15 protein-coding genes and 1 tRNA gene are annotated in these 17922 nt (G+C 71.2%); 8 read left to right on the top strand and 8 right to left on the bottom strand.

From position 1 onward, the window contains the following. Positions 1–132: 132 nt before the first annotated feature. The 4 genes from CPZ01_RS08345 to CPZ01_RS08330 all read left to right on the top strand — a co-directional run bounded on the left by CPZ01_RS08345 (position 133) and on the right by CPZ01_RS08330 (position 5092). Positions 133–1386, top strand: coding sequence for a thiamine ABC transporter substrate-binding protein (locus CPZ01_RS08345; protein WP_096394291.1), 1254 nt, complete (start codon positions 133–135; stop codon positions 1384–1386). A gap of 27 nt (positions 1387–1413) precedes the next feature. Continuing rightward, entirely contained in the window at positions 1414–3264 is a 1851-nt protein-coding gene (locus CPZ01_RS08340; RefSeq protein ID WP_096394290.1) for an ABC transporter permease, read from the top strand. Then, positions 3254–4399: an ABC transporter ATP-binding protein gene (locus CPZ01_RS08335; RefSeq protein ID WP_096394289.1), complete on the top strand. Its 1146-nt coding sequence runs from the start codon at positions 3254–3256 to the stop codon at positions 4397–4399. Before CPZ01_RS08340 ends, CPZ01_RS08335 begins: the two co-directional genes overlap by 11 nt. Positions 4400–4834: 435 nt before the next feature. Next, positions 4835–5092 carry a DUF7561 family protein gene (locus CPZ01_RS08330; protein ID WP_096394288.1) on the top strand — a complete coding sequence of 86 codons (258 nt, stop codon included), beginning with the start codon at positions 4835–4837 and terminating at the stop codon, positions 5090–5092. A 66-nt stretch (positions 5093–5158) separates the two neighbouring features. Here CPZ01_RS08330 and CPZ01_RS08325 read toward each other — a convergent pair whose 3' ends face one another. Then, entirely contained in the window at positions 5159–7546 is a 2388-nt protein-coding gene (locus CPZ01_RS08325; protein ID WP_096394287.1) for an amino acid permease, read from the bottom strand. Between the two features lie 220 nt (positions 7547–7766). Here CPZ01_RS08325 and CPZ01_RS08320 point away from each other — a divergent pair, with 220 nt between their 5' ends. Then, positions 7767–8876, top strand: a complete 1110-nt coding sequence (locus tag CPZ01_RS08320; RefSeq protein ID WP_096396207.1) for a pyridoxal-phosphate-dependent aminotransferase family protein — start codon at positions 7767–7769, stop codon at positions 8874–8876. A gap of 32 nt (positions 8877–8908) precedes the next feature. On the opposite strand, the gene CPZ01_RS08315 is transcribed toward CPZ01_RS08320, so the two are convergent. The 3 genes from CPZ01_RS08315 to CPZ01_RS08305 form a co-directional block, all read right to left on the bottom strand. Then, entirely contained in the window at positions 8909–9196 is a 288-nt protein-coding gene (locus CPZ01_RS08315; protein WP_096394286.1) for a hypothetical protein, read from the bottom strand. 73 nt (positions 9197–9269) lie between these two features. Continuing rightward, the gene (locus CPZ01_RS08310; protein WP_096394285.1) at positions 9270–9569 is read right to left on the bottom strand and encodes a DUF424 domain-containing protein; all 300 of its coding nucleotides are present in this window, start codon (positions 9567–9569) and stop codon (positions 9270–9272) included. After that, entirely contained in the window at positions 9570–10508 is a 939-nt protein-coding gene (locus CPZ01_RS08305) for a tetratricopeptide repeat protein (RefSeq protein ID WP_096394284.1), read from the bottom strand. A gap of 109 nt (positions 10509–10617) precedes the next feature. On the opposite strand from CPZ01_RS08305, the gene CPZ01_RS08300 reads away from it, so the two are divergent. Both CPZ01_RS08300 and CPZ01_RS08295 read left to right on the top strand, forming a co-directional pair. Next, entirely contained in the window at positions 10618–11316 is a 699-nt protein-coding gene (locus CPZ01_RS08300; protein WP_096394283.1) for an SdpI family protein, read from the top strand. 131 nt (positions 11317–11447) lie between these two features. Next, positions 11448–12116, top strand: coding sequence for a DUF7119 family protein (locus CPZ01_RS08295; protein ID WP_096394282.1), 669 nt, complete (start codon positions 11448–11450; stop codon positions 12114–12116). Between the two features lie 14 nt (positions 12117–12130). Here the strand turns inward: CPZ01_RS08295 and CPZ01_RS08290 are convergent, their stop codons facing one another. Next, positions 12131–13522 carry a M20/M25/M40 family metallo-hydrolase gene (locus tag CPZ01_RS08290; protein ID WP_096394281.1) on the bottom strand — a complete coding sequence of 464 codons (1392 nt, stop codon included), beginning with the start codon at positions 13520–13522 and terminating at the stop codon, positions 12131–12133. A gap of 105 nt (positions 13523–13627) precedes the next feature. Between CPZ01_RS08290 and CPZ01_RS08285 the strand changes: the two genes are divergently transcribed. Continuing rightward, a tRNA-Lys gene (locus CPZ01_RS08285) sits at positions 13628–13701 on the top strand. Positions 13702–14060: 359 nt separating this feature from the next. Here the strand turns inward: CPZ01_RS08285 and CPZ01_RS08280 are convergent. The 3 genes from CPZ01_RS08280 to thsA all read right to left on the bottom strand — a co-directional run bounded on the left by CPZ01_RS08280 (position 14061) and on the right by thsA (position 17649). Continuing rightward, positions 14061–14882 (bottom strand): alpha/beta fold hydrolase, encoded by an 822-nt coding sequence (locus CPZ01_RS08280; protein WP_096394280.1) that lies wholly within the window; start codon positions 14880–14882, stop codon positions 14061–14063. Between the two features lie 168 nt (positions 14883–15050). Continuing rightward, positions 15051–15707 (bottom strand): lactate utilization protein, encoded by a 657-nt coding sequence (locus CPZ01_RS08275; RefSeq protein WP_096394279.1) that lies wholly within the window; start codon positions 15705–15707, stop codon positions 15051–15053. Positions 15708–15996: 289 nt separating this feature from the next. Further along, positions 15997–17649: a thermosome subunit alpha gene (gene thsA, locus CPZ01_RS08270; protein ID WP_096394278.1), complete on the bottom strand. Its 1653-nt coding sequence runs from the start codon at positions 17647–17649 to the stop codon at positions 15997–15999. Positions 17650–17922: the final 273 nt, after the last annotated feature.

Raw genomic sequence — 17922 nt, 5'->3', positions numbered from 1 at the left:
TCGGGGTGGTCGCCTCCGGATAAATGGATGTCGCCGGTCCGAGCGGCGACGCCCCTCGTCCCCGCCGCCCGGAGGTGAAGCGGACGGCGCGGACGGATCCCTTATGTAACCACCGGGTACAACAACCGAGTGATGACTACCGACGAGAGCGAGACGCGGCGGCGACGCGCCCGGTCACGCACCCGACGACGGTTCCTGACGGCGGCCGGGGCGGCGGGGGCCGCCGCGCTCGCCGGCTGTAGCGCCGAGCGCGTCGGCGACGGGGGCGACGGCTCCGGGAGCGACGGCTCCGAGAGCGAGGGGGACGGTGCGGCCGACGGAAACGACACCGACGACGGTGAGGACGGAAGCGACGGCGAGACGCCGACGCTGACGGTCGCGACGTACACGAGCTTCATCGACGCGCCCTCCGTGAGCCCCGGCGAGTGGCTCAAAGAGGAGTTCGAGAGCCGCGTCGACGCCGAGCTGGAGTGGGCGACCCCGAGCAACGAGGTGAACTACTACATCGAGCGCGCCGCGTCCGGCGCGTCGATCGACGCCGACCTCTACGTGGGGCTCACCACGGAGGACCTCGTGCGCGTCGACGACGAGCTCGACGGCGACCTCTTCGTCGAGGCGGGCGACGTCGACGGGCGCGACGCGGTGAAGGAGGGGCTCCGGTTCGACCCGTTCGACCGCGCGGTCCCGTACGACACCGGGTACATCAGCCTCGTGTACGACGGCACCGCGACGGAGGCCCCGGAGACGTTCGAGGGGCTGCTCGACGAGGAGCACAGGGGCGCGCTCATCGCGCAGAACCCCGGCGCCTCCTCGACCGGGCGCGCGTTCCTCCTCCACACGGTCAACCGCTTCGGCGACGGCGGCGTCGCGAGCGACGGCGACGGCGAGGCGATCGCGGGCGAGGACGGCGACCCCGACTACGACTACCTCGACTACTGGGCGGACCTCCAGGAGAACGAGGTGCGCGTCCTCGGCTCGTGGGACGACGCGTACGCGGCGTGGAGCGAGGGAGAGGCGCCGATGGTCGTCTCCTACTCCACCGACCAGGTGTTCGCCGACATGGAGGGGCAGGACCTCGACAAACACCAGATCCGCTTCCTGAACGACCAGGCGTACGCGAACCCCGAGGGGATGGCGGTCTTCGCCGAGGCGGACGAACCCGACCTCGCCCGGGAGTTCATGTCGTTCATGCTGGAGCCGGCGGTTCAGGGCCAGATCGCCCGGCGCAACGTCGCGTTCCCGGCGACGAACGGCGCCGAGCTGCCGAGCGACTACGCCGAGCTGGCGAAGGAGCCGGCCGACCCGGTGACGTTCACCTACGACGAGCTTCAGGGCTCGGTCGACGCGTGGGTCGAGGCCTGGGAGCGGCAGTTCGCCGGGAACTAACCGCGTGGCCGACGAGGAACCGAGCGCGTGACGGGAGTCGACGGCGGGCGTGCGACCGGTGACGACGACCGGGCGACCGACGACGGCCGGCGTGCGGACCGGCTGACCCGCCTCCGCGAGGGCGTCGAGTCGCACGCGCTGACCGCGCTCGCGGTCCTCACCAGCGCCGCGCTCGTCGTCGCCTTCTACTACCCGACCGCGACCGTCCTGATCGAGGCGGTCGTCGTCGACGGCGCCGTCACCCTCGCGGTCTTCGCCGAGGTCCTCACCGACCCGTTCTACTTCGGCGAACTCGCGCGGCTGCTGTCGGGCGAATCGCCGGCCGCGGTCGCGCGCTCGCTGCTCTCTCCGGACCGCCGGCTGGGGATCGTCGGCTTCACCGCGTACCAGGCGGTCCTCTCGACGCTCGCGAGCGTCGCCCTCGGGCTCCCCGCCGCCTACCTGCTCGCGCGCTTCGAGTTCCCCGGCCGGCGGACGCTGCGTTCGCTCACCATCGTCCCGTTCGTCCTCCCGTCGATCATGGTCGCGGTCGGGTTCGTCGCCACGTTCGGCGACAACGGCACCCTGAACGCCGCGCTGACCGCGATCGGGCTCCCGCCGGTCGACCTGCTCTTCACCCTCGAAGCGGTGGTGATCGCCCACGCGTTCTACAACGCGCCGCTCGTGGCGCGCGTGACGGCCGCGGCGTGGGAGTCGGTGGACGCGAGCGCGGTCGAGACGGCCCGGAGCCTCGGCGCCGGCCCGGTCCGCGCGTTCGTCGACGTGGTCGCGCCGCAGGTGTACCCCGCGGTGCTGACGGGCGCGGCCCTCACCTTCGTGTTCACCTTCGGCACGTTCCCCATCGTCTTAGCGCTCGGCGGGTTCCAGCTCGCGACCGTGGAGGTGTTCATTTATCGGCTGGTGCGCGACCTGAGCTACGCCGAGGCCGCCGCGCTGGCGATCGTCGAGCTCGCGATCTCGCTCGGGGTCCTCCTCGCGTACCTCCGGTACGAGGCCCGCAGCTCGACGAACACGCGGGGCGCGCGCCCGCTGCCGCGGCGACCGCTGTTCCCGCCGGCCCCCACCCTCCGAGAGCTGCTGCCGCGGGCGGGGCTCGCCGCCTACGTCGCCGTCGCGGGGATCATCTTCCTCGCGCCGATCGCGTCGATGGTCCTCGCGAGCGTCACGGGCGGTGACGGCGCGCTCACGCTCGACCACTACCGGTTCCTCGTCGAGCGCCAGCAGACGGGGGCGGCGTTCCAGGTGCGGCCGTGGCCCGCCATCCGGAACTCGCTGGTCTTCGCGACGGGGGCGACCCTGCTCGCGCTGCCGATGGGCGTCGTCGTCGCGGTGCTGACCACGCGGCGGTACCGCGGGCGGACGCTGGTCGACGCGGCCGTGATGGCGCCGCTGGCGGTGTCCGGGATCATCGTCGGCCTCGGCCTGCTTCGGGGGCTCGTCTTCGGCGTCGAGATCGCGGGGTGGCGGATCGCCGCGAGCGGCGCGGTCGCGATCGTCGTCGCGCACGCGGTCTCGGGCTACCCGTTCGTCGTGCGCACCGTGTCGCCCGGGCTCGCCGGGCTGGACCGCTCGCTCGTCGAGTCCGCGCGGGCGCTCGGCGCCTCGCGGGCGCGGGTGGTCCGCGACGTGGAGCTCCCCCTCGTCTGGCCCGCCGTCGTCGCGGGCGCGGCGTTCGCGTTCGCGGTGTCGATCGGCGAGTTCACCTCGACCGTCGTGCTGGCGACCGGCGCCGACGCGTACACGATGCCCGTCGCGATCGAACGCTTCATCGGGCGGCGGCTCGGACCGGCGACCGCCATGGGCGTCGTCCTGCTGGTCGTCACCGGCCTCAGCTTCGTCGTCATCGAGCGGCTGGGAGGTGAGCACCGTGGGCTCTGAGCGGGCTACGGGTTCGGAAAACGGCCACTCAGTCGCCGTCGAACTCGACGGCGTGACGAAGCGCTACGGCGAGACGGCCGCCGTCGACGACGTGACGCTCCGGGTGCGCGAGGGGGAGTTCTTCACGCTCGTCGGGCCCTCGGGCTGCGGGAAGACGACCACGCTCCGGCTGATCGCGGGGTTCGAGGAGCCGACGAGCGGGGCGGTCCGGTTCGGCGGCGAGTCGATGGCCGGCGTCCCGCCCGAGGACCGCGACGTGGGCGTCGTCTTCCAGAGCTACGCGCTGTTCCCGCATATGACCGTCGGCGAGAACGTCGCGTACGGGCTCAACTTCGCCGAGCCGCCCGAGGGGACGACGCGCGACGAGCGCGTCGCGGAGCTGCTCGAACTGGTCGACCTCCCCGACGCGGCCGACCGCGACCCCGAGAGCCTCTCGGGCGGGCAACAGCAGCGGATCGCGATGGCGCGGGCGCTCGCGCCCGGGCCCGACGTGCTCCTCTTGGACGAGCCGATGAGCGCGCTCGACGCGCGGCTCCGCGAGCGGCTTCGCGCGCAGGTGAAGGAGATCCAGTCGGAACTCGGGATCACCACGATATACGTCACCCACGACCAGGAGGAGGCGCTGGCCGTCTCCGACCGCGTCGCGGTGATGAACGACGGGACGCCCGAGCAGGTGGCGCCCCCACGAACCGTCTACCGCGAGCCCGCGACCCGGTTCGTCGCCGAGTTCGTCGGCGACAACAACGTGTTCACCGGGGAGGTGGTCGACGCCACCGCCGACGGGGAGCTCGCGGTCGATGTCGACGGCGGGGACGCGACCCTGCGCGTGGGGGTCGGCGACGGGCGCGACGTCGACTCGCCGACCGCCGGCGACCGGATCGCGTTCTGCGTCCGGCCGGAGAACCTCCGCGTCGCGGGCGCGGACGGGAATTCAGGGGACGCCGCGCCCTCCGCGCGCGGGAACGCGCTGCGCGCGACCGTCGCCAGCGCGGAGTTCCTCGGCGAGACGACGCGCGTCACGCTGGACTGGGAGGACCGCGACCTCGTCGTCCGCGTCGTCGACCCGATCGACGGCGCGGTCGCGGTCGGGTTCGACCCCGAAGACGCGCACGTGATCGAAGTAGAATCACGGTGACCGACGAACGCTTATAAATAGATCCGCGGTGGCGCGTGCCTGCGAGCGGCCGCCATCGGCGGCCGCGAGGAGCACGCGCGAGGGACGCCGCGAGCGACGCGGGCGACCGAAGGGAGCCCCGAGCGAGCGGCGAGGCTGGGGAGGCGTGAGGTGCGGTATCGGAGCTGTCGGGCGGGACTCAAAGTGGCAGCCGGCGAGGCGGGCGCAGGCGACGTAAGCACCGAACGAGGGAGCGATAGCGACCGAGTGAGGCGCACAGCGAGCGTGCGCCCGCCTCGCCGGCTGGGGCTTTGGAGGTATCGTCCGTCGATCTATAGACAGTCATTTATAAGCGAACGATTGGGACTTTGGCGGCGTTCACCGAGGGACGACGGACGTACCAGTAAACGTATCGAGGCGACACGCCTTACCCCGCGGACCCAGTAGGACGCACATATGGCCTCCGAGGCGTGCGACGTCTGCGAGCGGTCCGTCCGGATCGCCGGCGGGATCGGCGACCTGTGGAACTTCGCGTTCGAGTCGACGCAGGGACTCACGCTCGAACTCACCGACGGCTCGGAGTTCTTCCTCTGTTTCGACTGCATGGAGAAGCTGCCCGACGACCACGAGCCGACCGCCGAGGACGTGGCCGACCTCCGGGAGCGAACCGATCCGGTCGAGGACGACGGGAACCACTTCTGGCACTGGGACTAGCGCGGAACGGTTCGGCCGGCTTCCGCGCCGCTGCGCTCCCGACCGTTTAAAAAGAGCGCCGCCGCGTCAGTCGGACTTCGGCGCTTCGCCAGCGCTCGACTCCGAACTCTCGTCGATTTCGGGCGTCGACGGCTCCGGCTCGACGCCGGTGTCGGCGGGCGTCTCGGTCGTATCGGTGACGTCGTTCGACCGCGCGCCGCTGCCGAACAAGCGGTCGAGGAGGCCGCGGTCGCTCTTCGGCTCGGCGAGCAGCACGGAGCACTCCACCTCGCCCAGCACGTCCAACACGAGCGAGCCGCGGACCAGCCGCGAGAGCAGGCCCTTCTGCGTCGCGCCGATGATGAGCATCGTCGCGTCGCGGGCGGCGCGCTCGATGCTGGCCTCGACGTCTCCGGTCTCGATCCGCAGCGTGGCGTCCGAGAGGTCGTGGTCCGCGGCCCACTCGGAGAGGAACGCGCGGCCCGCCTCCTCGCCGTCCTCGGCGACGTGGAGCAGGGTCACCTCGCCGTCGAACTCCGCCTGGAGCATCTTCGCGACGGCGCCGGAGAGGTCCGATGCCGGACCGCCCGCGGTCGGCACGAGAATCCGCGAGGCGTCGAAGCCGCGGTCGCGGAACACGAGGAAATCGGAGGGGAGCGAGTACGCCAGCTCGTCGACGGCGGACTCGGCGCGCCCGGGCGCTCCGTGGGAGTCCTCGCCCCAGCCCATCACGGTCATGTCGGCGCCGTAGGTGCGCGCGGCGTCGAACACCTCCTCGAACACGCGGTGCGACAAGACGACGTGCGTCTCCACGTCGACGCCGAACGTCTCGGCGTCCTCGCGGGCCTGATCGAGGAGGCCGTGGGCCGCCTCGTGGGCGCCGCGGTCGCGCGCCGCTTCAAGCGAGGTCTGGTCGGGGACGTTCGCGATGTTGACCGCGACGACGGTCCCGTCCCGCTGCTTGGCGATGGCCGAGGCGAGCGTGATCAGGTGCTCCTCGGTCTTGGGGTTCGCGAGCGGCACCATCACCCGGTAGTCGTCGCCGCTCGGCTGGACGGCGGTCGCCGCCGAGACGGCCGGCTCGGGCAGGTCCTCGGAGCGGTCGAGGATCCACGTCCCGAGCACGCCGCGCGCCTCAACCTTCCCGCGGGCGTACAGCAGGTACCAGAGCAGCGCGAAGACGACGAGCCCGGCGGACAGCAGGATGATCGTCGGGTCGATGTAGTAGATCAGCGCGAACGACGACACGGTGCCGATGATCGGGACGGCCGGGTAGAACGGCACCTCGAAGTCCGGGTCGTACCCCTCGACCTCCGACTCGCGCATCACGATGAGCGCGAGGTTGAGGAGGCCGTACACCACCAGGTGTAACACCGAGCCCATCGTCGACAGCGACTCGACGCTCCCGGCGAGGAGGAACACGACGATGAGCGCGCCGGTGAGCGCGATCGACTTGTACGGCGTGCCGAACCGCTCGTGGATCTGGTTGAGCGACGGGGTGACGATCTTCTCGCGGCCCATCGCGAAGTTGATCCGCGACGAGGAGAGGATCGACGCGTTCGCGGAGGAGGCGGTCGCGAGCAGTCCGCCGATCAGGAGCATGCCGGCGCCGACGGCGCCCAGCGAGTAGCCGAACACCTCGTACTGCCCGAACAGGAGCCTGGCGGCGTCGACGACCGCGGTCTCGTTGTTCGCGACGAGGTCGTTCGGCACGGCGGCGAGGAGGACGAGGAGGAACAGCGCGTACACGACCGTGACGATGATCACCGAGCCGAGCACCGCGAGCGGGAGGTTCCGCCCGGGGTCTTTGATCTCCTCGGCGACGGAGGTGATCTGGACGAACCCGAGATACGAGACGAAGATGATCCCCGTCACCGGCAGCACCTGACTCGTCGTGCCCGGCGGCGCGAGCGGGCGCAGCGACGACATCTCGGCGTTCAGCAGGCCGACGACGGTGAAGACGGCGAGGATGCCCAGAAGCGACATCACGATGACGATCTGGAGCCCCCCCGTCTCCTTGGCGCCGAAGTAGTTGACCGCGATAAAGAGGAGCGCGCCCGCGAGGCCGATCACCTGTGCGGCCTCCAGCGTCACCGGACCGAGCCCGACCGGGCCGAGCCCGACGAGCGCGTTCACGTACTCGCCGAAGCCGTACATGTAGAAGGCGGACGCGAACGCGAGTCCGAGCCAGTTCGCCCAGCCCGCGACGGAGCCGAACATGGGGCCGAGCGCGCGGTTGACGTAGAAGTACGCCCCGCCGGACTTCGGCATCGCCGTCCCGAGCTCGGAGGCCGACAGCGCCGTGAACAGGGCGATCACGCCGCCGAGGACGAACGTGAACGCCGCGAGCGGGCCGGCGCGGGCGACCGCGGTGCCGGGGAGGACGAAGATGCCCGCGCCGATCATCGTCCCGATCCCGATGGTGAGGGCCGCGAGCGGGCCGAGGTCCTTCGCCAGCTCCTCGTCGCCGCTCACGGCGGCCCACCTCGGACGGTTGTAACTCTTCGGACGTGTATCATACGTCCTTTCGCGCCTCCGTTCGTATAAACCCGGTTGATCCGGCCGAGGGCGCCGTTTCCGACGGGCGAAAGCGGTCGCGCGCCGCGCCCTCCGAACGGAACGCGATCGCGCCTTTTGAACGGAACACAAGGTCCATACCCTCACGCGTCCCGGTACGATCCAACAGGTGGATCCCGTGACGAAGAAACGCGAATACCGCGACGACTACGACGACAAGACGCTGTACATCCCCGGGCCGACCGAGGTCCGCGACGACGTCATCGAGGCGATGACGGAGTCGACGTTCGGTCACCGGATGGACCGGATGACCGACCTGTACACCACCATCGTCGAGGACACGAAGGAGTTCCTCGGCACCGACAACGAGGTCGTAATCTTAACCGGCTCCGGCACCGAGTTCTGGGAGGCGACGACGCTCAACCTCGTCGACGAGCGCGTCCTCGTCCCGACCTGCGGCGCGTTCAGCGAGCGCTACGCCAACGTCGCCGAGCGCCTCGGCAAGGACGTCGACCGCCTGGAGTACGAGTGGGGCGAGGCGGTCAAGCCCGAGGACGTCCGCGAGGCGGTCGAGGCCGCCGACGCCGAGTACGACATGGTCGCGGGCGTGATGAACGAGTCCTCGACCGGCGTCCGCAACCCGATCGAGGAGATCGGCGACGTGTTGAAGGAGTACCCGGACACCTACTTCGCCGTCGACGCCGTCTCCTCGCTCGGCGGCGACTACGTCGACATCGACGCCCACGGGATCGACGCGATCTTCGCGTCCACCCAGAAGGCGTTCGCGATGCCGCCCGGGCTCGCCGTCTGCGTCGTCAGCGACGACGCCTACGACCGCGAGGTCGAGAAGGGCGACTCCTCGTGGTACGGCGGCTTCCGCCGCACCATCGACTACTACGACCGGAAGGGACAGACCCACTCGACGCCCGCCATTCCGATCATGTTAGCGTACCGCAAGCAGATGAAACACATGCTGGAGGAGGGCCACCGCGCCCGCGACGAGCGCCACCGCGAGATGATGACGTACGTCCACGACTGGGCCGACGAGCACTTCGCGATGTTCCCCGAGGCGGGGTACGAGTCGCAGACCGTCGCCTGTATCGAGAACACGCGGGGGATCGACGTTGCCGCGACCATCGAGGAAGTGAACGAGACGTACGACATGGCCTTCTCGAACGGCTACGGCGACCTCGGCGAGGAGACGTTCCGGATCGGCCACATGGGCGAACACACCGTCGAGAGCGTGACGGAGCTCACCGACGCCATCGAGGACGTCGCGGGCCTGTAATCCGGCCCTCCACCGACCGAATTCGAGCCGCTTCAGCCCTCGTCGCGGTCGGCGACGAGTTCGATCCGATAGATCCGGCCGCCGCTCTCCGTCCGGTCGGCGCCGACGACGACGAAGGCGTGGTCGCCGACGTCGACGATGTCGCCCGTGTCGAGCGGTCCGGCCGGCTCGTCTGTTTCCCCCTCCCCTCCGCCCCCGACCGCGTCCGCGCCGACGGCGAGCGCGGCCGCTCCCCGGTCGATCGCGCGCCGCCAGAAGGCGTCCGAGGGCGGCCGCGGCCCCACCCGCGACGCCAGTTCGCTCCGCGTGAGTCGTCTCATCGGATTCGCCTCGTCGCGCGCGCCCTTAGCCGGTTCGGAATCCGGCGAAATCGGAGGCGCCGCCGCGACGGGCTCACAGCCAGAGCAGCTGCGCGTGCCGCGTCCCCTCGAACTCCAAAACGGTCTCCTCGTCGACGAGTCCCGCCTCGACGGCGACGCCGACCGCCTCGGTGCCGACGATGTTCGCGACCTGCGCGCGCTGGAGCCCCGCGACCACCTCCTCGGCGGTCGCCTCGACGGCGTCGTCGCCGCCGTAGAACTCCTCGCTCACGGTGAGCGTCGCGCGCCCGTTGTCGTACGTCTCGCCGAGGCAGTCGGGGTCGCAGACGGAGACGAGCCGGCCCTCGGCGGTCTCTCGCTCGCGCAGCAGCATTCAGAAGCCCTCGGGCCCCTCGCCCTGAAGCTCCCGCTCCGGGCCCTCCGCCTCGCCGTCCTGCCCGGTGCGGCCGCCCTGCCCGCCGCGACCGCCGGGCTGGCCGCCGGGGCCGCCGCCCTGCCCACCGCGACCGCCGCCCTGCCCACCGCGACCGCCCTGCGGAGCCTGTCCGCCGGGACCGGGGGCCTGTCCGGTCTGCTCTTCGACCATCTGCTCTTCCGCCTCGCGGCGGAGCTCCTCGGCGCGGTCGGCGACCTCCTCGGCCTGCTCGTGGTCGCCCGCCTCTTCGAGGGCCCGCGCCTTCTCCTCTAAGACGCCCGCGTCGCGGTAGCCGAGGCGGATCGCGTTGTCGAAGCACTTGACCGCGTCCTCGGCGAGCCCGCGCTCGACCAGGAGGAACCCCCGGTTGTACCACGCCTCGGCGAAGCGCGGGTCGGTCTCGACGGCGCGCTCGGCGTGTTCGAGCGCCTGCTCGCCCTGACCGGACTCCCAGAGCGCGTACGCGAGGTTGGTCTCGGCGGTCGCGGCGTGCTCGGACTCCTCGTCGATGCGCAGCGCCTCCTGGTACGCGCCGATCGCCTGGTCGAACTCCTCCAGTTGCGCGTGGGCGGCCCCCTTGTTCACCCACGCCTCTTGGGCCTCCAGCGAGTCCTCCTCGGCGAAGTTGGCGGCGCGCTCGAACGTCTCCGTCGCCTCCTCGAAGCGGTTGATCCCCATGTACGAGAGGCCGACGTCGATCAGCTGCTCGACGTCGACATCCTCGCTGCCGATGTTCCGGCGGTCCAGCTCCTCGGTCAACACGCGGGAGTCGACGGGGTCGACGCGGCTCGGGTCCTCGCCCAGCTCGGGCGGGTCCAGCGTGAACGCGTCGTAGTCGGCGTCGACGCCCTGCCCCGAGGAGAACTCGTGGCCGTCGTCGTCGCGTTCGTCGGTCATGCGCCGTGATTGGCGGTCACGACGCGTAAGGGTTGCGTCGCACCGCGTCCCGCGGGGGAGACTCCCACGGGTGAACCTTTTCCTCGCTGCGGACCGTGTTCCCGCCCGCATGCCCTCCGAACTCCGACTCTCAACGCGGCTCCGGTTCGGCGTCGCGGCCCTCCTCGTCGCCGTCGGCGCCGCGGCCAGCCTCGCGGTCGCACCGGACCTCCCCGAGCGGATGGTGACGCGCTGGAACGGCGCCGGCGAGCCGACCGGCACGCTCTCCCGCGCGCTCGGGATGTGGCTCGTCCCCGGGCTCGCGGCCGGGCTGATCGGCCTGTTCGCGCTGCTCCCGCGGATCGACCCCCTCGGAGAAAATATCGCCGCGTTCCGCGTCCACTACGACCGGTTCGTCGTCGTGTTCACGGCGTTCCTCGTCGCCGTCCACCTCGCCGTGCTCGCCGTCAACCTCGGCTACGCGGTCGACGTGACGACGCTCGCGGTCGCGGGCGGCGCCGCGCTGTTCTACTACCTCGGGACGCTGTTACCCCACGTCGAGCCGAACTGGTTCGTCGGGATCCGGACGCCGTGGACGCTCAGCGACGACGCGGTGTGGGAGAAGACCCACGCGCTCGGCGCCCGCCTGTTCAAGCTCTCGGCGCTGATCGCGGTCGCCGGCCTCTTCGCCGGCGAGTACGCGGTGTACTTCCTCGTCGGGCCGGCGCTCGCGACCGCCGCGGTCACCGTCGCGTACTCGTACCTCCGCTACGCGCGAGGGACGGACGAGGGAGACGACGGCGACGCGGCGCCCCGGACCGCGAGGTAGGAGAGAGCGCCGACGGCCGGCGAGGCGCCGATGGTCGGCGAGGCACGAACGGCCGGCGAGGAGCGTCCGTCGCTCGGGCGAATTCCGCCCCGGTGCCCGGCGTTTATATCCGCGGCCCCGAAGAGGAGTGTATGACCGAGGAGTCACGCGCCGACCGAGAGTCCCCAGTCGGCGAGCCGGTGGTCCGGGCGGACCCGGCGGTGACGGGCGACCGGGCCGCGGACGCGGTGGGGTTCGACCCGAACGACCCCGACAGCGTCGCCGAGGCCGCGGAGACGGTGGGCCGGTTCGCGGCCGGCGACGTCGGCGACGGCGACAACGTCCTGATGCTGCGCGGCGCCGCCGCCTGCGCCGCGCTCGTCCGCGGTGTCGGGTCGTACAAGGAAGCGGCCGAGCGGGCGGGAGAGGACGTGTCCGTCGCGTTCATCCGCAAGTGGGCGCGGGTCCACGACCTCCCGCAGGCGATCCGCAGGCAGGTCGCCAACGGGCGGATCGCGCCGAGCGCCGCCAAACACGTCGCGCGGCTCGGCGGGCGGGACCGCTACCTGCTCGCGTGGGCGGCGATCGACGGCGAGCTCACCGTGCGGGAGGTGCGAGCGATCGCCTCCGCCGTCAACGACGGGGAGGACATCGAGGCCGCCGTCCGCGAGGCGGGCGTCGAGCTCGGTCGGCTTCAGCTCCGGCTCCCGGCCGACACCTACGTGGAACTGCGCCGCCGGGCCTCGATGGAGAACGTCGAGCCGGGCGAGATCGTCGCCGACGCGGTCGACGAGTACCTCGACGACGACGGAGAGGACTGAGCGCCGCCGACCGGCTACGCCGCGTAGTCGCGCGCGAACCGCGCCGCGGCGGCCGCGATCGCCTCTCTCGCCCGGACGACCTGCCTCCACGCGATCGTCTCGTCGGGGTAGTGCGCCTCGTCGATGGTACCCGGACCGAACAGCACCGCCGGGATCCCGGCCGCGACGAAGTGTCGCGAGTCCGCGCCGTACGTCGCGCCCCGCGGCTCGACGTCCGGGAGCCCGGTCGCGGCGAGACCGGCACGGACCGCCTCGACGACCGGCTCGTCGACGGCGATCTCCGCGGGCTCGAACTGGACCGAGAACCGCTCGAACCGGGGCGGGTGCTCGCGCAGCCAGGGGTCCTCGGCCGCGACCCGCTCCAGCCGCTCGCGGAACGCCGCTTCCACCTCGGCGACGGTCTCGCCGGGCGCGACGCCGATCCGGAACTCCGCGTCGAGCGTCGCCGGGACCGTCGACGCCCACGAGCCGGCCTCGACCCGGCCGCAGACGACGGGCCAGGGGACCGAGAACCGCTCGTACAGGGGATGGTCGACCGCCTCGCCGCGCTCCGCCTCCAGCTCCATGAACGCCTCCCGGATCGCCTCGAACCGCGGGAGCACGTCCTCGCCGCGCCACCGGGTGGCAGCGTGCGCGCTCCGCCCGCCGATCTCCAGCCGGGCCATGAGCGACCCCTCGCAGGCGACGACCGGGCGCAGCTCGGTGGGCTCGGCGACGATCGCCGCGTCGCGCTCGAAGGGGTAGGGACTCGCGAGCGCGGCGGTCGCCGCGCCGTAGCCGCCGTCCTCCTCGCCCGCGACGGCCTCGACGACGAGTCGGAGGCCGGACGGCGGGAGGTCGATCGACCCGTCAGCGACCCCCTCGCGGACGTCTACCGCGGCGCCGACGCAGGCCGCGAGCCCGCACTTCATGTCGGCCGCGCCGCGGGCGGTGAGCGTCTCGCCGGACGCGTCGCCGTCGGCTCCCGTTCTCCCGTCCGAACCTCCGCCCCCGGCGTCGCGCCAGACCGGCTCGAAGGGGTCGCTCGACCACTCGGACGGCTCGGCCGGGACGACGTCGAGGTGGCCGTTCAGGACGAGGGTGGGGACCGGATCGTCGTCGTCTTCGCCGACCGCGCCGCCCGCGTCGTCACTGTCGCCTGCGTCGGCCGCGTCGGCCGCGTCGCCCGCGTCGCCCAGTTCGAGGACGCCGGCGACGCTGCGCCGCCCCTCGACGGCCGCCGCGTCGAGGTCGTCCGGGAAGGAGGGGTGGTCGGCGAGGACGGCGGGGTCGGCGTCCCAGGCGTACGTCTCGAAGCCGAGGTCGGCGAGGCGCTCCGCGACGAACGCCGCCGCGGCCGCCTCCTCGCCGGCGGTCGAGCGGTGCCGGCAGCAGTCGGCGGCGAACGCGCGCATGTCGAACTCCATGCTCGCGGCGACGGCGGGGGCCGGGAAACCGTTTCGGGTGCCGACCCCGACCCCTGCCGCGGTTCTAAACGTTTATCCCTCGGCTGACCCTATCCGGAGTCGTCTGGGCCGGTAGCTCAGTTAGGGAGAGCGTCCGGCTTTTAACCGGACGGTCGGGGGTTCGAATCCCTCCCGGCCCGCTGTACCGCCGCGAGCAATATCGCGAGCGGCGGTGCTGTGCTGAGGGAGGGTTCGAACCCCGCCAGAGGCAGCCCGCGCAGCGGAGCGAGCAGGAACCTCTGGCTTTGGTTCGAATCCCTCCCGGCCCGTACTCCTCGCGGCGAGCACTCCGCGAGCCGCGAGGCCGTCGAAAAGGGAGGGATTCGAAGAGGCCAGTCGCGCGCAGTGAGCGAAGCGAACGAGCACGTCTGGGCGTGGTTCGAATCTCGTCGCACCCGACGGGTGCGACTGACCCACGCTCGCTTCGCTCGCGTGGATCCCTCCCGGCCCGCTGTCACCGGCGAGCGGCGTCGCTATATGATGAGCAGTTAAACGACGGTCACTCCTCCCGACCGACCCACTCCAGCGCCGCCGCCCGACGGTCGAGCAGCGTTCCGAGGTGGTCGGCCTCGGCGGTCTCCAGCGTTCCGTCGACCGCGTCAACGAGCGTCCGGGCGGGCGAAAGCGGCGTGTTCTCGTCGCTCGTCCCGTGCCAGACGCGAACCGGGACACTGACCGAATCGGTGTCGAGCGACCCGCTCGCGAACGCTCGGTTCTCGCGTTCGACCGCCCGGGCGCCGGGGGCGAGGGCCTCGTGGAAGTCGGCCGCCACCGCCTCGGCGACCGGGTCGGAGACGGACCGGTCCGTGTACTGCGAGACGACCGCGCTCGGGCCGGAGACCGACGCGACCACGTTCGAGATTCGGAACAGCGCGCGCAGCGCGAACGGGACCGACGCGAGCGTCGCGAGGGCGTTCTCGGCCGGGGGAACGACGCTGCTCACCAGCCCGACCCGAGCCACCCGGTCGTCGCTCGCGGCGGCGAGCGCGAACGGGCCGCCGCCGGAGAAGCCGAGGGGGCCGGCCCGGTCGACGGACTCCGCGTCGAGGAGTTCGCCGAGGTCGGCCGGCCAGTCCTCCCACGACCAGTCACCCGGGGGCGGCGAGGAACGGCCGTATCCCGGGCGGTCGGGAACGAGGAGCCGAACGCCAGCCTCGCTCGCGGGGTCCGACAGCAGCGCTCCGAACAGCCGCGATCCGGGCGTGCCGTGCTGGACGACGACCGGGACCCCGTCCGGGTCGCCGCCGGTCGCGTACGAGAGGGTGCGTCCGTCGGGGAGGGTACACGCGTCCGTCGAGAGATCCGCTGGGTCGGGCGTCATGGTGGGACCTACGCGGCGGTTCTCGGAGGACCGGAAAACGGATTTCGGTATCGCGGTCCCGGAACCGCGAGCGGCGTCGCTCGCGATCGTCGGAAGGGGGAAGAAAGTGTGTGAAGCGTCGACGTGTGACACGTCATGTGTGACGCGTCTGCGCGTGATGCGAACCGCTCAGTAGCCGAGCTGCTCGCGCACGAGGACGACCGTCGTCCGGCCCTCCTCGGTCTCGCGCCGGTAGATCAGCTGCTTCGCGATCGCGGACTCGACGCCGTACGCCTCCTGCGCGCGCTCGTTCTCCAGCGGGTACGCGACCGACTCCAGCCGGTCGAGGGCGTCGTCGAGCGTCGGGACGATCTTGTTGATCCCGGTGACGATGACGACGTTGCCCGCGGCGAACGGGTACGCGCCGATGCGGCTGCCGGAGAGGTCGGCGGCGACGAGCTCGCCCGTCTGCGCGACCGCGTTGATCCCGCCGAGGAAGTAGTCCGCCGTCTGCGACTCGCGGCGCGCGGCCTGTCGCTCCGCGTCGTCGTCGATGCCCCAGATCTGGTCGGGGAGGCTCTCCCACTCGTGGTCGCCCCCGCTCAGGAACTCGTCGAACCCGATCTCTTCGAGCGTCGTCGAGTGCCCGTTCATCACCGAGACCCCCGCGGGGATCTGGGACTTCACGGCCTCCAGCGCCTCGTCGGCGTCGTCGACGACGACGGCGTCGAAGCCGCGCTCCTCCAGGCTCGCGACGGTCTCCTCCACGGTCTCGTCGTCAGGGAGTTCGTCCAGTTCCGCGTCGATCTCCGTCTCGTCTGCGTAGTCGGCTTTCTGCTGTGGCATAGTGAACGTGAGAACCTCGTCGACGGATCGGAGGGTCGGGAGTCACTTAACCGCTCGCGGACGCCGTTGTCCGGTGGTTACGCCGGTGTTACCCTCGTGTCGTCGCCGATGAATATGCGGCTCGGTACCGATAAACGCGGCCGGTCGACGAGCCCGAGGCTCAGCGGTCACGCCGTCGATAAAAGTTGCGTGTCGTCGAGGCCCGAAGGGGCTCGCGACGGTCGGTCTGCGGACGGTTCGGCGAAGGGGCTGTGGTCGGCGTGGGTGGTGTAGTTGTCCTATCGGACGCTTACATCGCGCCGCCCATACCGCCCATGCCGCCCATGCCGCCGCCCATGCCGCCGGGCGCGCCGCCGGGGCCGCCGTCGTCGCCGCCGTCGTCCGTGCCGCCGCCCTTGAGGTCGCCGGCCGCGATGACGTCGTCGATGCGGAGGATCATGACGGCCGCCTCGGTGGCGGACTCGATGGCCTGGGTCTTGACGCGGAGCGGCTCCACGACGCCCTCGGCCTCCATGTCGATCACGTCGCCCGTGTAGGCGTCGAGACCGGCGCCGAACTCGCCGCCGTCGTGGCGGGAGCGGAGGTCGACCAGCGAGTCGATGGGGTCGAGACCCGCGTTCTCGGCGAGGGTGCGCGGGACGACTTCCAGCGCGTCGGCGAACGCCTCGACGGCGAGCTGCTCGCGGCCGCCGACGGAGTCGGCGAAGTCGCGGAGCTGCAGGGCCAGCTCGGCCTCGGGGGCGCCGCCGCCGGGCAGGACCTGGCCGTCGAGCAGCGTCGTGCGGACGACGCCGAGCGAGTCGTCGATGGCGCGCTCGACCTCGTCGACGACGTGCTCGGTGCCGCCGCGGAGGATGAGGGTGACGGACTTCGCCTCCTCGACGTCCTCGACGAAGATGCGCTCGTCGCCGCCGATGTCCTTCTGGGCGACGGAGCCGGCGAAGCCGAGGTCGTCCGTCTCGATGTCGTCGAGGTTGGAGACGACGCGGCCGCCGGTCGCGCGGGCGAGGCGTTTGAGGTCGCCGGACTTCGCGCGGCGGACGGCGAGGATGCCCTCCTGCGCGAGGTAGTGCTGCGCCATGTCGTCGATGCCGTCACCGACGAAGACGACGTCGGCGCCGATGTCGGTGAGGTGGTCGACCATCTCGCGGAGCTGCTCCTCCTCCTGGTCGAGGAACTGCTGGAGCTGGTCGGGGTCCGTGACGTTGACCTCGGCGTCGATCTCCGTCTCCTTCACTTCGATGGCGCCGTCGAACAGCGCGACGTCGGCGTCCTCGACCGCGAAGGGCATGTTCTCGTCGACGCGCTCCTTGTCGACGATGACGCCCTCGACGAGCTCGGACTGGTCGATCGAGCTGCCGACGACCTTCTCGACGGAGACGTTCTCCGTGTCGATGCCGTCGTCGTCCTGGACCGCGAGGACGGCGTCGACGACGAGCTCGGCGAGGAGGTCCTTGGAGTTCTCCGCGCCCTTGCCCGTCATCGCCGTCTCGGCGATTTCGACGAGCGTGTCGCGGTCGTCCGCGGAGACGTCGATGGCCTCCTCGTCGAGGATCTCCTTGGCCTTCTCGGCGGCCTGTCGGTACCCCTGCGCGAGGGTCGTCGCGTGGATGTCCTGGTCGAGGAGCTCCTCGGCCTGATCGAGGAGCTCACCGGCGACCACGACCGCGGAGGTGGTGCCGTCGCCGACCTCCTCCTCCTGCGTCTCGGAGACCTCGACGATCATGTTGGCCGCCGGGTGGTCGATGTCCATCTCCTTCAGGATGGTGACGCCGTCGTTCGTGACGACGACGGACCCGCCGGAGTCGACGAGCATCTTGTCCATCCCTTTCGGGCCGAGCGTGGTGCGGACGGACTCCGCGACCGCCTTCCCGGCCGTGATGTTCATGTTCTGCGCGTCCTTTCCGGAGGTACGCTGCGACTCTTCAGAAAGTACGATCATGGGCTGATTGCCCATCCGCTGACGCTGTGACATTACAGCCATTGATTGATTGTGATTCTATATAAACCCTTTGCTCGGGTCGTGCGAAACCGCAACACGGTGCGGGAGTATCGGCCGGTATGCGGTGCGTTCACACGGGCCTTTATATAGAACTCTAGATCAACTGCTGGACGCAAATCGCTTATAAACGGACCGCGGCGGCGCGTACCGGTGAGCGCCGCAACGCGGCGCGAACCGCACCGCGCGAGGGAGTCGCTGGCTCCCGGAGCGAAG

The organism is Halorubrum trapanicum, from assembly GCF_002355655.1.
In the GTDB taxonomy this organism is placed as follows: domain Archaea; phylum Halobacteriota; class Halobacteria; order Halobacteriales; family Haloferacaceae; genus Halorubrum; species Halorubrum trapanicum_A.
The sequence above is the reverse complement of the archived record's forward strand: the minus strand, read 5'-3'. Positions and strand labels throughout refer to the sequence as shown.

Bases quoted from the DNA above. Each gene is read 5' to 3' on its own strand.
- CPZ01_RS08345 (WP_096394291.1), top strand. From the start codon at position 133: ATGACTACCGACGAGAGCGAGACGCGGCGGCGACGCGCCCGGTCACGC.
- CPZ01_RS08330 (WP_096394288.1), top strand. From the start codon at position 4,835: ATGGCCTCCGAGGCGTGCGACGTCTGCGAGCGGTCCGTCCGGATCGCC.
- CPZ01_RS08315 (WP_096394286.1), bottom strand. From the start codon at position 9,196: ATGAGACGACTCACGCGGAGCGAACTGGCGTCGCGGGTGGGGCCGCGG.
- CPZ01_RS08310 (WP_096394285.1), bottom strand. From the start codon at position 9,569: ATGCTGCTGCGCGAGCGAGAGACCGCCGAGGGCCGGCTCGTCTCCGTC.
- CPZ01_RS08305 (WP_096394284.1), bottom strand. From the start codon at position 10,508: ATGACCGACGAACGCGACGACGACGGCCACGAGTTCTCCTCGGGGCAG.
- CPZ01_RS08300 (WP_096394283.1), top strand. From the start codon at position 10,618: ATGCCCTCCGAACTCCGACTCTCAACGCGGCTCCGGTTCGGCGTCGCG.
- CPZ01_RS08295 (WP_096394282.1), top strand. From the start codon at position 11,448: ATGACCGAGGAGTCACGCGCCGACCGAGAGTCCCCAGTCGGCGAGCCG.
- CPZ01_RS08290 (WP_096394281.1), bottom strand. From the start codon at position 13,522: ATGGAGTTCGACATGCGCGCGTTCGCCGCCGACTGCTGCCGGCACCGC.
- CPZ01_RS08280 (WP_096394280.1), bottom strand. From the start codon at position 14,882: ATGACGCCCGACCCAGCGGATCTCTCGACGGACGCGTGTACCCTCCCC.
- CPZ01_RS08275 (WP_096394279.1), bottom strand. From the start codon at position 15,707: ATGCCACAGCAGAAAGCCGACTACGCAGACGAGACGGAGATCGACGCG.
- thsA (WP_096394278.1), bottom strand. From the start codon at position 17,649: ATGATCGTACTTTCTGAAGAGTCGCAGCGTACCTCCGGAAAGGACGCG.